Genomic DNA, 13663 nt, shown 5'->3' with positions numbered 1-13663 from the left:
TCCGCTGCCCTGGTGTCGCATTATGGCGGAGTTCGGCGACGCGACCAAAAATCGGAGCGAAACTCCCCCGCCGCTCGGGGGATAGGGCGAATGTGTTCCGGGATCGGGGGCGTTTGGAACCTCTTCCCCCGATCATTGGCTTTGCGTGACCCGGTCGTTGCGGGCGAGAATTTTCGCAACTCACCAAGGAATAAAGACTAAGGACCAAGAGCTAGTTGTCACTCGTGGGATACGAGAACCTCGGCGTGGCACGTGCTGAGCACTTCTTCCAGCGTCGTGCTGCCCTTAAGTGCTTTCAGGATACCATCATCGAGCAACGTCCGCATCCCCGTACTGCGGGCTTTCCGGCGAATGTCCTGGGTCGGCGCCTGGGCGAAAGTCAGTTCGCGGATCGTCGAAGACATCTTCAACATCTCGAATAGGCCGTGCCGACCGCGGTACCCTGTTTGTCGGCAGTGGTTGCAACCACGTCCCTTCATAAACGTTGCTTTTGCCAACTGCTCCTGATTGATACCGGCCGCCCGGAGTTCTCCCGCCTGGGGCTGGTACGGCTCTTTGCACTTGATGCAATTCACCCGCACAAGCCGCTGAGCCATGATCGCGATGACCGAGCTGGCGATGAGGAACGGGGGCACTCCGATGTCCGCGAGCCGCGTTACGGCGCTGGGCGCGTCGTTCGTGTGAAGCGTGCTGAAAACCAAGTGTCCGGTCAGAGATGCCTGCACCGCGATTTCCGCCGTCTCTTTGTCGCGAATTTCGCCAACCAAAATAATGTTAGGCGCTTGACGGAGCATGGCCCGAATAATCCGGGCGAAATCGAGCCCGATGCCGTGTTTCACCTCGACCTGATTGATGCCGGGGAGGTAGTATTCGACCGGGTCTTCCGCGGTGATAATCTTGCGGTCCGGACGATTGAGTTCGTTGAGAGCGGAGTACAGTGTGGTGGTCTTCCCAGAGCCGGTCGGCCCCGTGACCAGGAAGATGCCGTTGGGCCGCTTGATGATCTGTTGGAACTTCATGTAGTCGTCGTCCGCGAACCCGAGGTCGCGAATGTTGACCTGGATGTTACCGCGGTCGAGGATGCGCATGACCGCCGACTGGCCGTGGACCGACGGCAAGAGACTTACACGAAGGTCGAAGTGTTTGCCCTGGACCGTCATCTTGATGCGCCCGTCCTGCGGTCGGCGCTTCTCACTGATGTCGATCTGACCCATGATCTTCAAACGCGAGAGCAACGGTGCCAAGAGCCGCCGGGGGGCGGAGTCGCGCTCGACCAGCACGCCGTCGATCCGGTACCGGATGCGCACGCGGTCCGCGAACGGTTCGACGTGGATGTCCGACGCCCGCTGGCTGATCGCTTCGGATATGATGAGGTTCACCAGGCGCACGACCGGGGCGTCGGAGTCGTCCGCGCTGGCCATTGCGGAGACGGACTCGGTCTGCGTGAACTCGATGGCGGTGTCGGTGAATTCGACGAGCATCGAGTCGACGGACTCGGTTTCGGACTGACCGTAGTTCTGGTTGATCGCTTCCTGGATCTGTTCCTGCACGGCGAGAACCGGCCGGATCTCCTTGTTCAGAATGAACTGGAGCTTCTGGATCGTGTCGTAGTTGGTCGGGTCCGCGGTGATGAGTTCGAGGGTGTTGTCCTCGAGTTGGAGCGGCAGCACGAGGTTCTCGCGGGCCACCGACTCGGGCACCAGTTCGATGATCGCCTTCGCGATCTGGACCTCTTTCAGGTCCACGAACTTCATCCCGAAGTGCTCGGCCATCGCCGACATAACTTCGTTGGCCGAGAGGTACTGGAGCTTGACGATCGCGTCCTGCAACTTCAAGCCGCCGGAACTCGCGGCGCTCTCGGCTTCCGAGAGCTGGTCCGGGCTGAGCAGTTTTTTCTTGAGGAGAATGTCCGCGAAGTCGCCTCTGCCTTTGGCCATGATGGACGCTCCTTGCGTGAAACGGGGTCGTGCGCGGGGTTGGTTACCGGGTTCGTGTGGGCGTCGTCGGGCAAGAAGATGAATCGACGGTGACAATTCGCATCTGGAACCGAAACGACCGGGAACACATGAATGACTGATGAATTCAGTGTGACATGACGCGCGCGGGGAGTGCAAGAGTAAAGAACGTGAAAGTGGACGGATTTCGGCCCGACACTCTCTCGGCGCTGCGCCCGTCCGGTAACAAATCGCTCAGATCAGAAAATCAACGCGGATTGTGATTGGCCCCGCCCGGTTCTCATTTCTTCGGCGCTGATTCCTTTGAAGTACCCGCGGTTCACAGTCACCGATTCGTCGCGCTGGTGTCGCGTGTGCGGCGCTGATACTGTGATGGCCGGAGGTACGTTCATGTCCGCGACACCGTTCCAATGGACCGTTGCGAGGTTCCATCGGGTGAACGCGACCGGCGCGTTCGCCGGGCTGCGCCCCGTTCTGATCCGCGGCGTCCTTTTGGAGCAAGGGCCGATGAACCCGCCCCACGCAACCGCGGTCGAACTCACGGTTGACGTGTTGCGCGGGGTTTTCGGCCCCGGCTGGCGCGTGCGCGGGCAATCGCCACTCGTGCTCGGCCAGGACACCGACCCGATGCCGGACGTGGCCGTTGTCGCGGGCGGTCCGCGCGACTTCGCGACCGTTCACCCGACGACCGCCGCGCTAGTGGTCGAAGTCAGCGACACGACACTCACCGCAGATTTAACCGAGAAAGCCGAGCTGTACGCGACCGCAAACGTCCCGGAATATTGGGTACTGGATCTGAACGCGCCTCGGCTACTCGTGTTCCGCGACCCGGGACCACTCCCGGCCAATCTCGACGCAACGGCGTATCGGACGCACCTCACTCTTGGGCCGAACGAGAGCATTTCGCCACTTGCCGCGCCGACCAGCGTGGTGCGCGTCGCCGACTTGCTACCGTAGTTCGCTCGCCACTTCATTGATCTTGGAATTCGAGCCGCCCATCACGGCCGGCTCCCCCACTCGACGCGGAGGACGCCCATGACGACCCTGGACCGCTACCGCGGGTGCATGCTCGGTCTCGCCGCGGGTGACGCGCTGGGAACTACACTGGAGTTCGAGCAACCCGGGGAATTCGCGCCACTTACTGATATGGTCGGCGGAGGGCCGTTCGATCTGAAGCCGGGAGAGTGGACCGATGACACATCAATGGCGCTGTGCCTCGCAGAAAGCCTCGTCGTTAAGAAAGACTTCGATCCGGTTCACCAACTCGAGACGTACTGCCGCTGGTGGCTCGACGGCCATCTGAGTGTCAAGGGACGGTGCTTCGACATCGGAAATGCCACGCGCATTGCCCTCGCGCAATTCAAACGGAAACCGGAGCCGTTCTGTGGCGACACCAGCCCGAACTCGGCCGGGAACGGCTCACTCATGCGCCTCGCACCGGCTCCGCTCGCGTTCGCTGGCGATCCGAAAAAGGCCATCTTCCTCGCGGGCGAAAGTTCGCGCACGACGCACGGCGCGGCCGAGTGCATCGAAGCGTGTCAGTATTTCGCGGGGTTGCTGCTCGCGGCAGCAAGCGGGATGTCGAAGTCCCAGATCCTCAACAACAACTACGAACCCGCGATGGCGTTCTTCCTGCGGAACCCGCTCCCGGGCAAGGTGGGAGCGATCGCGGGCGGGTCGTTCGCGGTGAAGGAGCCACCGCAAATTCGCGGCAGCGGGTACGTGATTCACACGCTCGAAGCGGCGCTGTGGGCGTTCCACGGGACGGACAACTTCCGCGACGGCGCCCTCAAGGTGGTGAACCTCGGTGAGGACGCGGACACGACTGGGGCCGTCTACGGGCAGATCGCGGGCGCGTATTACGGGGCCGACGGCATCCCCGCGGAGTGGCGCGAGAAGCTCGCCATGCGCGACCTGATCGAGCAGCGCGCGGCGGAACTGCACGCGATGGCGTTCGGGGCGTGAACCCGCCCGATCTTCACCGGCACTTCACGAAACCGAAGGGGACTGCCTTTTGTTCGGCGATACGATACAATGTGACTTTCTGTCGCCGTCCCCTGCCCCGGATTTTTGGCAGGCACGGGAACGGGTCGCGAAGATACGAACCCATTCCTTACCTACGGCGTCTAACTTTGGCCGCAACCCGTGTGGGTAGCGGGATCCTTTTCCACATGTGGAAGGAGCCGGTAAAACACCCCGGCCGCAACGACGATGCTCGACAAAGTACGCAACATCGGGATCATGGCTCACGTGGACGCTGGCAAAACCACCACCACGGAGCGGATCCTGTACTACAGCGGCACCAAGCACAAGGTCGGCGACGTCGATGACGGTGACACCACCACGGACTTCGACCCGCTGGAGCGGCAGAAGGGGATCACGATCAACTCGGCCGCCGTCTCCATCGACTGGAAGGACCGCGCGGACAACGACATCGCCATCAACATCATCGACACCCCGGGCCACGTGGACTTCACGGCCGAGGTGGAACGGTCGCTGCGCGTCCTCGACGGCGCGGTGGGCGTGTTCTGCGCCAAGGGCGGGGTCGAGGTGCAGTCGGAGACGGTTTGGCGCCAGGCCACCAAGTACAAGGTGCCCCGGCTCGCCTACGTGAACAAGCTCGACCGCATGGGCGCCAACTTCTGGAGCTGCGTCGAGCAAATGAAGACGAAGCTCCACGCGAACCCGGTGGTGGTCACCATCCCGGCCGGGCAGGACAACGCGCTCGAGGGCATCATCGACCTGATCGAGATGAAGCTCATCACGCGCGACCTGAACGACAAGACGCACCAGAAGTTCTTCGAGACGGACGTCCCGGAGAAGTACCTGGAAGAGGCGCAAAAGCGCCGCGAGCAGATGCTCGACGGGGTGTCCGCCGCGTCCGACGAGATCACGGAACTGATCCTCGAGGGCAAGGACGTTCCGGTGGACCTGATCCGCAAGGCGCTTCGCAAGGGGACGCTGGACGGGACGTTCACGCCGGTCCACTGCGGCAGCTCGAAGATGTTCCACGGCGTGCAGCACCTGCTGGACCTCGTGGTGGACTGTCTGCCGTCGCCGATCGACCGGCCGCCGGTGGACGGGTTGCACCCGAAGACCAAGGACGCGCTCGTCCGCAAGCCGGACTCGAAGGAGCCGATGAGCGCGCTGGCGTTCAAGACGGTGGCCGAGACCAACGGCGACCTCGTGTACATCCGCGTGTACTCGGGCGAGATGAAGCCGGGCGAGTCGTACACGAACACCACCAACGGGAAGAAGGAGCGCATCGCGCGGTTCTACCGCATGATGGGCGACAAGCGCATCGCGCTCGAGAAGGCCAGCCCGGGCGACATCGTCGCGGCGATGGGCCTGTCGGAAACGTACACGGGTAACACCCTGTCCGACCCCGACCAGCCGATCGCGCTCGAAGCGATCCAGTTCCCGAAGCCCGTGGTGTCGCAGGCGCTGTCGTTCAGCAAGACGCTGGACAGCGGCAAGGTGGGCGAGGCGCTCAACCGCCTCGTGCGCGACGACCCCACTTTGAAGACGCACACGGACGAGGAGACGAAGGACACGATCATCAGCGGGATGGGCGAGTTGCACCTGGAAATCAGCATCGAGAAGCTGAAGCGCGCCGTCGGCGTGCCGCAGGAAGACACGAAGCTGATCACCCTGGGCAAGCCGCGCGTCGCGTACCGCCAGTGCCTGGCGCGGTCGGTGGACTTCGAGTACAAGTTCCAGAAGCAAACCGGTGGGCGCGGTAAGTTCGCCGTGATCGTGGTGAAGTACACCCCGCTCACCCCGGAACAGATCGCGGAGAAGGTCGCGGAGATCGAAGAGCTGAACGACCCGAAGGTGAAGCCGGACCCGAACAGCGTCTACTTCAAGAACAGCATCACCCAGGGGTCGATCGACAAGCAGTACATTCCGAGCGTGGAAGAGGGGCTCCGGGAAGGCGCGAAGAAGGGGTACAAGTACCCGTTCCCGTTCGTGGACCTGGAGTTCGACCTCCACTTCGGGAAGATGCACGACGTGGACTCGTCGCAGGACGCCTTCTACCTGTGCGCCCTCGAAGCGTTCCGCGAGGCCCAGGAGCGCGGCGGCATCGAACTGCGCGAGCCGGTCATGAAGGTGGTCGTGGTCTCCCCGAAGGAGTACCAGGGCCAGATCTCCGGGAACATCAGCAGCAAGCGCGGGCTGATCGAGGAAACGAGCGAGGACCGCGGCGTGGCCCAGGTCGTCGCGAAGGTGCCGCTGGCGAACCTGTTCGGGTACACCAACGACCTCCGCAGCGCGACGAAGGGGCAGGCGAGCTTCTCGATGGAGTTCAGCCACTACGCCTCGGTTCCGGTCGAACTGGCCGACATCCCGAAGCCCGACGCGAAGAAGTAACGTGCTGAGCACCCCGTGCTCAACCGAAACCGGGAGCCACATGGCTCCCGGTTTTTTCGTTTCAGTTCCCCGTTGCGATCGAACGGGCCGCTCCCTTGCCAGTAGTTTCAAGGCATTGCCGCGCGCGTGCGTGGGTACCGTGAGCGGATGCGTTGTGTGAGCCAGTCGAGCACCTCGACCAACGGGAGTTCGCGCGCCCACGCATTCGGGTTCCGGTTCCAGGCGCGGGCGATCCGGAGTGCCAAGCACACCCACACCTGGCGCAACAGCAGCGCCACCCTTCCAACAGCAACCGGTACTCGGGCCTGGTCCTTCTGCCGGTAGCTCGTTTCGATCCCGAACCGCTCCCGGTACCGGCGCCGTCCCAGCCGCGCGCGCGTCGCCTCGGACACCGCCCCCGGGTCGCCCCGACCCGAGAACGCATACACCCGCGCGTGCGATTCACCCGTGCGGTGCCCACACCAGCACCCGTGTGGGCACTGCCTTGCGGCTCTTCTCGGTCACCCATTCCATCGTGGTGATCGTGCCCGACGGGTGCGTGTCGCGCGCGCGTTGCGCCGGTTCGTACATCGACCAACCGGGCCGTGCGTTGGTCCCCGGAGCCCCGGTTGGCACGAACGGCCTGTCGTGCGGTCTCGTGTGAGAACCCGAAGTACCGGGTGACCACCGCGAACAGGGGCGCGTGGTGCGCGCGACCCGCAGCACCAGGTCGAGTAACTGGGGGTCGGTGACGGACCCCTTGTAGTCGGTCCAACCGAGGGCCCGTTCCAAGGTCCGGCGCGTCACCGCGTGGACCGCTGCCGGGGTGATCGTAGAGTAACCGCGTCGCATGGGAGCGTCCCGTTCAAGTGCCCGAGAACCTTGAACTTAGGAGCTCCCGTGCGGCACGGCCAAATCCCTTGAAACTACTGGCAAGGGAGCGGGAGACGCAGGGAAACAGAACGAGGTGAGGATTGCTGAGGGCGATTCGAGTCGGCACGGAGCTGAGATCCAGCGGCAGCGACGCACAAATGCGACACGCCCGGCTCATGGCCGGGCGTGTCGCATTTACAGACCGTTCGCACCGGGTCAGTTCGGGTTGAACTCGCCCTTGCGCTTCGCGAGATGGGCTTGCAGCCGGGCGACGATGCTCGAGTGCATCTGGCTCACGCGCGACTCGCTCAGGTTGAGCGTCGCCCCGATCTCCTTCATCGTCATCTCCTCGTAGTAATAGAGGATGACGATGAGGCGCTCGTTGCGGTTGAGGCCGCGGGTCACGAGCTTCATCAGGTCGCGGTTCTGGAGGCGCCCGGTCGGGTCTTCGGCCTTCTTGTCCTCAAGGATGTCGATCTCGCGCACGTCCTTGTAGCTGTCCGTCTCGTACCACTTCTTGTTGAGGCTCACGAGGTTGACCGCGGTCGCCTCGCCCAGGTGCGAATCGAGCTGATCGAGCGGGATGCCGAGCTTCTCGGCGAGTTCTTCCGGCTTCGGCGGGCGCCCGAGGGCCGCTTCGAGTTGCTTGCGGCACGCCTCCATCTTGCTCGCCTTGCTGCGAACCAGGCGCGGCACCCAGTCCATCGTGCGCAATTCGTCGAGCATCGCCCCGCGGATCCGGGGCACGCAGTACGTCTCGAACTTCACGCCGCGTGTGAGGTCGAACGCATCGATCGCGTCCAACAGCCCGAACACGCCGGCACTAATAAGGTCGTCGAGTTCAACGCCGTCCGGCAGGCGGGACCAGATGCGTTCGGCGTTATATTTGACGAGAGACAGGTACCGCTCGACGAGCCGGTTACGCAGCTCGACGGTCGGGCGCTCGCGGTACTCCAGCCAAACGGCTTGGATGTCCGTCTCGGTTTGGGTCACGATCAATCCTCCCTGATGAGCGGCAAGTCGTTGGTCGCGCGGCCCGCACACCGGAGCGCCGTCCTTCAACAGGACGACACGTGCCCCGGAGTCCCCCGCACGGGCTAATCGGTCAGACGGCCGCGATCGGTCTTCCGGTTCGTCCGGCACTCGTACTCGGCGGCTTCCCCTGCGCGCCGAGTACGTGTTGTGCCGAAGATGCTCGGAACGCGGCCGTGCGATCGTCGCGATCGTCAACGGCTTGCCCATCCCCCGAAGCGCTGGAGCGGGTACACTCCGGCGCTTAAATGCACTATCGGCCACGGTCCGGTCGGCGGTGTAACGAAACCGCCGAATTCCGCGACCGACCCGAACCCCGCGCTCTACCCACTCGATGGAACCGCCGGCACCGGAACGCTCGGCGCGAACCGAGCCACCGGTGCCCCGGGAACACAACTCGCAACCCGTTCCCCAACGGGCCTGCGGTCGCGGTGCTGGGCTGATGAAGCGGGAGTGGCTATGCCCGGGGACGGACCGGATGTGAAGGGGAAGATTTACAATTCGCGGCACTACTTACACGGCGGCTCTTGGCGTCGGTAAGATGTGCAAGACGGGTAGGGCGAAGACCTAACCCCCCGGCCCCCTTCCCTAAGAAGGAAGGGGGGTGACGGGCGCGGCGGCCGCCGGATAAACCGTCCGCGAGAAGATGCTTGCTCCCCCTTCCTTCTTTAGGGAAGGGGGTTGGGGGGTTAGGTTTCTTCCACACGGAGGGTGTCATGAGCCAGGTGTTCGGATGGGCGCTCGGGGCGACTCTGGTCGCGGCGAGCGTGGGCGGCCCGATCTGGTGGCTGACGCGCTCCAGCGCGCCCGAACCGGACCGGGGCCAGATCCCGACGATGGACGACGCGCCCGATCCAAGCGACCCGCCGAAGAAGACCGAGTTCGGTACGGGCGCCGCGGAGAAGGGGATCGAGGTGCCGTTCGATTCCGATCGCGCTCTCAAGTACCTCAAACAGTTGTGCGACATCGGCCCCCGCATCAGTGACACCGAGGGGATGAAAAAACAACAAGAGCTGATCGAGGCGCACTTCAAGAAACTCGGGGCTACCGTCACGCGCCAGGAGTTCAAGGCGAAGCAGCGGAGCCAGAAGAACCAGAACGATTTCGTGAACCTCATCATCTCGTGGCACCCCGATAAGGCCAAGCGCGTCCTCCTCTCCACGCACTACGACACTCGTCCGATCGCCGATCAAGAAGCCAACCCCAAAAACTGGACCAAGCCGTTCGCGAGCGCCAACGACGGCACCAGCGGTGTCGCGTTCCTGATGGAACTGGGCCACCACATGAAGGATCTGAAGAGCGAGTACGGCGTGGACTTCGTCCTCTTCGACGGCGAGGAGTTCGTGTTCGAGACGGCCCAGTTCGGGGGCGGGGACCGGTACTTCATCGGGTCGGAACATTTTGCCGACGAGTACCTGAAGTCCAAGGACAAGCGGAAGTACAAGTACGATGCCGGCGTGCTGTTCGACCTGTTCGCTGGGAAGGACGCGGCCCTGAAGGTGGAACTGCACTCGTGGGACGCTGCTCGCGCGCTCGTGGACCAGATTTGGGGCGTGGCGAAGGCGGTCGGTGCGAAGTCGTTTAAATACGAAAAGGGGTACGAGGTGCAGGACGACCACCTCGCGCTCAACCGCGTCGGGATCCCCACCGTCGACGTGATCGATTTCGATTACCCCCACTGGCACAAACTGACCGACACTGCCGACAAGGTTTCCGGCGCACAACTGGCCGAGGTGTCGAAGGTCATCACGACATGGCTCCAGAAGATCAAGTAAGCGACCCCACCCCCAGCGCGCCCGGGGCCGACCGGCTCACAGCGCGCCGGGCCGACATCGACGCGAAGCAGGAACTCGTCTCCGGTGTGCTCGCCGAGATGGAGTGCGAGGCCGTGATCCTGCTGATGCCGGCGCACGTCTCCTGGTTCACGGCGGGGCTCAACGCGCGCGGACTGATCGCGGACTCCGAGCGCCCCGGCATCTTCACCAACGGCCGGCAGCGCTGGCTGCTGTGCTCGAACATCGACACGCAGCGCCTCTTCGACGAGGAACTGGACCAACTCGGGTTCCAACTCAAGGAATGGACCTGGGCCGGCGGGCGCTCCGAGCTGCTTTACAACATCACCGCGGGTCACACGGTCGCAGCGGACCGGCCGTTCCCGAACGTGCCGATGGCGAACGACCGATTGCGCCCGCTGTTGCGCGTCCTCTCGGCCTACGAGCAGGACCGGTACCGCGAATTGGGTCGCGCGGTCGCGCACGCGGTTGAGGCGACCGCGCGGACCGCTTCGCTCGGTGAAACGGAAGAGGAGATCGCGGGGCAACTCGGGCACCGGCTGCTCCACCGCGGGATCGAGCCGGCCGCGCTCAGCGTGATCGCCGACTCACGCGGGGAGAGATTCCGGCGCGCCGGGTTCACGTCCGCGCCCGCGACACGGACCTGCATCATCCAGGCGACCGGCCAGCGCGACGGGCTGTACGTCACCGTGGCACGCACGGTGAGTTTCGGTCCCCCTCCAGACGAATTCCGCAACGCACACGGCCTCGCAGTAAAACTGGCCGCGGTCTACCGCTCGTACACCGCTCCCGGGGCTACTGTTGCACCTGTCGCTGATGCGACCGGTATTGTCCTCGCGGACACGCCCTTCGAGTTCGATGTGCGCCTCAGCCAGCCGGGGTACGGTGCCGGGCGGTTCGCGGCCGAAGAGTTGCGGCGCGCCGGGCACGACGAACCGCTCTCGGCGGGGCAGGCGGTCGTGTGGCAGCCGCGTGTGGGGCCGGCTGCGAGCGTCGATACGGTGCTCGTCACCGAGAGCGGGCACGAACCGATCACCCCGCCGAGTGACTGGCCCTTCAAGCGCGTGACCGTTCGTGGTGCGGCCCACGACATCCCGGATTTGTTCGTGCGCACGGATGCGAATTGAGCCCGGGTGCAGCCGGCCCGGGGTTGAAACCCCGGGCTATTCCCGGTGACCCCTTCGGGGCAGGGCTGTAAGGGTGGAATGACTATCGTTTGCGTTTCTGGAGTAAACGGTGGGTCGAAACGTGTCCTCCGTTCTGGTACGGCTTCTTTGTGGGTGGAGGGTTTTTCGGCCCGCGCTTGGCTTTGCGATATCGTTTCGGATCGACGCGCGCGGCGATTGCCCGCAACAACTCCGCGAACGACTCCAGGGGCATCGCACCCAAGGGCTCCCACAACGGACCCGGCAAGGCGATGTTCATCCCCACCCAGGTGGTCCGAATTTCTTCCGTCAGGTAGTAACTCGACAACTCCGACACCGCTTCCGCACCATGCGCGCTCCGCACCGCGCCCTTGAGCAATGCCACCGCATTCGAGGCCAACAAACCCAAACAGAACGCGAACAGCGCGGCCGGCGGATAGGCCAACGTGTCGGGCTCGCAGTTGAGCGTCATCGCCAATTCGTAGAACCGATTCTCGATCAACCAGCGCTTCAAATACAACGCGGCCACACGGCACCCGTCGGCTGCGTCCGAGGGCACGTTCGTCAGCACGTGGATCTCGGTGTCACCGTCGCGCGTGGGTTGATCCAGAACCACGGTCACTCGGCGCACGCGCAACGTTCGATCCAGGTGGCGGAATTCGACCTCTTGCTCGTACCCCTGACCCGTCTCGCAACGCCCCAGGGCACGACGCTCACCCCGCAACGCCCCTTCGAGGGCTCCATGTTGACGGATCACGAATCCGGCGTCGGCCTCGTGCAACGCGCTCAGGAATCCCAGGGTGCAGAAGTTCCGATCCGCGATCCACAGATCGTTGGCCCCAATGTGAGGCACCACTTGGGGGATCAATTCGCGCTCGTTGGCGTGCCCATCGGGTGTCAGAAAGACGTCGGTGACCAAATCCAGTTGGGGGTCGTAAATGGCCAGCACTTTGCCCGGCAGAGGGGCCGCCCAACTGTCACGATGAACCCGAAGTCGGCGCTGGGTGGCGCTCAAATAGTTGCCATCGAGAACCCGAGTGCGATATCCCGGAACCAAGGGTGCCCGGGTCGCCTGAAGGGTCCGAATGAGGGGAGCAACCTGGTCCGCGGAGTCCCGAACGAGTGCCGCGCAGATCCCCAGTTCCGTGGATCGTAGTTTGTCGTACACGGCCTGGCGACTGACGGGCATGTGCTCGGCCCGTTTGTGATATGCGGCCCCGAGAGAGGATTCGGTTCGGAGTGTGGTGGCCAACATGAGTTCGACCACCTGCGAGAAGAGCAACTCGTGTTGGTACTGTCGTTGTGCGGTGTCGCGGAACAGTTGATCCAGTCGTTCGGGTAAGAACAGGCGCTCCAAAATGGTCCGAGCCAAGACGCACACCGGGGACGCTTTGAGGAACGGTTCAAATGCTGCGGGCACCACGACCGAACCTCCATCCGAGAGCATTACAACCGACCGCGAGTGGCTAACTTACGACGATCCGAATACCCTTACAGCCCTGCCCCTTCGGGGTCCAAAAACAGCACACGGTATTTGTGTCCCAGCGAGGCAAATGCCTTTGTGACCCCAAATGGGGTCATCGGGAATAGCCCGGGGTTTCAACCCGGGTGTGGATTGCTTATTTCTTCGATTCGAGCGCGGCGGTGAAGAACTTCACGACCGGAGTCACGTCTTTCAGCCCGTGTGGGTGGTGGTCCTGACCCGGCTTCACGATTTGTTCGACCGACCCGCCGAGGGCCTTGTAGCGGTTGTAAAGCAGCTCCGAGTTCTCCACGTGCGGGACCGCCAGATCCTTGTCGCCGTACACGAGGAGTAGCGGGAGCTTGGCCTTCGCGACGGGAGCGAGGTTGTCTACCGGGTTCAGCTTGTACGCGATCGCCTCTTCGTCGTTCTTGAACTCGTAGGCGGCGAGCATCTTCTTCCACTCGGCTTCCGAACCGGACTTGCTCGCGCCGAGTTTCTTGAGCGCCCCGCCGGGCCAGCTCTTGAAGTCACACACGGCGTTGTCCAAATACACGGCCAGCGTCCGGTCCGGGTGCGCGGCGGCCCAGTTCATGCAATACAGCCCGCCGCGCGACAGCCCGATCAGCCCTGGTTTCGGGTGCATGCCGTAGTCCTTCACCATCGCGTCGTAAAACGCCTCCCACTTCTTCACCGCTTTAGGCGCGCCGAACAGATCGGGGACTTTCAGGTACGCGAGGTGCCACCCGGCCTTCACGAGCGCGACATCGGCGTCCGCGAACGCCCCGAAGAACTCCCCGCGCCACACCCACGGCCGACCCGGGAGCGCCTTCTCCGGCACCACGACCGTGGCTTCGAGTTCACCCACTTTGAAATCATGCTTGGGGAAGCCCTGCCACTTGGTCGCCGGGCCGGGAAACGGCTTTGGCTCCGCGGCGCGAGCGCCGAGCGGAAGGGCGCTCGTGAGAATCACGGCCAGAACAACGGGAATGCGTGCGTTCATGGTGTTACCGGAAGAGGAGCGAGTACCGCGGAATAGTTTACGTGCCGCCG

Annotated in this window: 11 protein-coding genes; 5 read left to right on the top strand and 6 right to left on the bottom strand. The window is 63.6% G+C overall.

Features of this window, described 5'->3' with window-relative positions; translation table 11 throughout:
* Positions 1–218 precede the first annotated feature (218 nt).
* Positions 219–1937 carry a GspE/PulE family protein gene (locus VT84_RS34890; RefSeq protein WP_052550380.1) on the bottom strand — a complete coding sequence of 573 codons (1719 nt, stop codon included), beginning with the start codon at positions 1935–1937 and terminating at the stop codon, positions 219–221.
* A 408-nt stretch (positions 1938–2345) separates the two neighbouring features.
* Between VT84_RS34890 and VT84_RS34885 the strand changes: the two genes are divergently transcribed.
* From VT84_RS34885 to fusA, 3 genes are all read left to right on the top strand, one after another.
* Positions 2346–2912, top strand: a complete 567-nt coding sequence (locus VT84_RS34885) for a Uma2 family endonuclease (RefSeq protein WP_052550382.1) — start codon at positions 2346–2348, stop codon at positions 2910–2912.
* A gap of 78 nt (positions 2913–2990) precedes the next feature.
* Entirely contained in the window at positions 2991–3920 is a 930-nt protein-coding gene (locus tag VT84_RS34880) for an ADP-ribosylglycohydrolase family protein (protein WP_082842782.1), read from the top strand.
* 246 nt (positions 3921–4166) lie between these two features.
* Complete coding sequence (fusA, locus tag VT84_RS34875) at positions 4167–6326, top strand: elongation factor G (RefSeq protein ID WP_082842781.1); 2160 nt, start codon at positions 4167–4169, stop codon at positions 6324–6326.
* Positions 6327–6433: 107 nt separating this feature from the next.
* Here the strand turns inward: fusA and VT84_RS41520 are convergent, their stop codons facing one another.
* From VT84_RS41520 to VT84_RS34860, 3 genes are all read right to left on the bottom strand, one after another.
* Positions 6434–6718, bottom strand: coding sequence for a hypothetical protein (locus tag VT84_RS41520; RefSeq protein WP_239465569.1), 285 nt, complete (start codon positions 6716–6718; stop codon positions 6434–6436).
* Positions 6719–6767: 49 nt separating this feature from the next.
* Positions 6768–7157, bottom strand: coding sequence for a hypothetical protein (locus VT84_RS34865; RefSeq protein WP_239465567.1), 390 nt, complete (start codon positions 7155–7157; stop codon positions 6768–6770).
* Positions 7158–7394: 237 nt separating this feature from the next.
* Positions 7395–8177: a FliA/WhiG family RNA polymerase sigma factor gene (locus VT84_RS34860; RefSeq protein WP_197909691.1), complete on the bottom strand. Its 783-nt coding sequence runs from the start codon at positions 8175–8177 to the stop codon at positions 7395–7397.
* A 749-nt stretch (positions 8178–8926) separates the two neighbouring features.
* On the opposite strand from VT84_RS34860, the gene VT84_RS34850 reads away from it, so the two are divergent.
* Together VT84_RS34850 and VT84_RS34845 are read left to right on the top strand one after the other, a co-directional pair.
* On the top strand, positions 8927–9985 hold the full coding sequence (locus tag VT84_RS34850; RefSeq protein ID WP_052550396.1) for a M28 family peptidase: 1059 nt from the start codon (positions 8927–8929) through the stop codon (positions 9983–9985).
* Positions 9964–11130 (top strand): M24 family metallopeptidase, encoded by a 1167-nt coding sequence (locus tag VT84_RS34845; protein ID WP_052550398.1) that lies wholly within the window; start codon positions 9964–9966, stop codon positions 11128–11130. The genes VT84_RS34850 and VT84_RS34845 overlap by 22 nt, the downstream gene beginning before the upstream one ends.
* Before the next feature lie 82 nt (positions 11131–11212).
* Here VT84_RS34845 and VT84_RS34840 read toward each other — a convergent pair whose 3' ends face one another.
* Positions 11213–12571: a transposase gene (locus VT84_RS34840; protein ID WP_162271593.1), complete on the bottom strand. Its 1359-nt coding sequence runs from the start codon at positions 12569–12571 to the stop codon at positions 11213–11215.
* A 196-nt stretch (positions 12572–12767) separates the two neighbouring features.
* Positions 12768–13613 (bottom strand): alpha/beta hydrolase family protein, encoded by an 846-nt coding sequence (locus VT84_RS34835; RefSeq protein WP_052550404.1) that lies wholly within the window; start codon positions 13611–13613, stop codon positions 12768–12770.
* Positions 13614–13663: the final 50 nt, after the last annotated feature.

The organism is Gemmata sp. SH-PL17 (genome assembly GCF_001610855.1).
In the GTDB taxonomy this organism is placed as follows: domain Bacteria; phylum Planctomycetota; class Planctomycetia; order Gemmatales; family Gemmataceae; genus Gemmata; species Gemmata massiliana.
Note: the sequence above shows the minus strand (reverse complement) of the source record. Positions and strands in the feature narration are given on the sequence as shown.

Excerpts from the sequence above, each read along its gene's own strand:
- VT84_RS34890 (WP_052550380.1), bottom strand. The coding sequence starts at position 1,937 with ATGGCCAAAGGCAGAGGCGACTTCGCGGACATTCTCCTCAAGAAAAAA.
- VT84_RS34885 (WP_052550382.1), top strand. The coding sequence starts at position 2,346 with ATGTCCGCGACACCGTTCCAATGGACCGTTGCGAGGTTCCATCGGGTG.
- VT84_RS34880 (WP_082842782.1), top strand. The coding sequence starts at position 2,991 with ATGACGACCCTGGACCGCTACCGCGGGTGCATGCTCGGTCTCGCCGCG.
- fusA (WP_082842781.1), top strand. The coding sequence starts at position 4,167 with ATGCTCGACAAAGTACGCAACATCGGGATCATGGCTCACGTGGACGCT.
- VT84_RS34865 (WP_239465567.1), bottom strand. The coding sequence starts at position 7,157 with ATGCGACGCGGTTACTCTACGATCACCCCGGCAGCGGTCCACGCGGTG.
- VT84_RS34850 (WP_052550396.1), top strand. The coding sequence starts at position 8,927 with ATGAGCCAGGTGTTCGGATGGGCGCTCGGGGCGACTCTGGTCGCGGCG.
- VT84_RS34845 (WP_052550398.1), top strand. The coding sequence starts at position 9,964 with ATGGCTCCAGAAGATCAAGTAAGCGACCCCACCCCCAGCGCGCCCGGG.
- VT84_RS34835 (WP_052550404.1), bottom strand. The coding sequence starts at position 13,613 with ATGAACGCACGCATTCCCGTTGTTCTGGCCGTGATTCTCACGAGCGCC.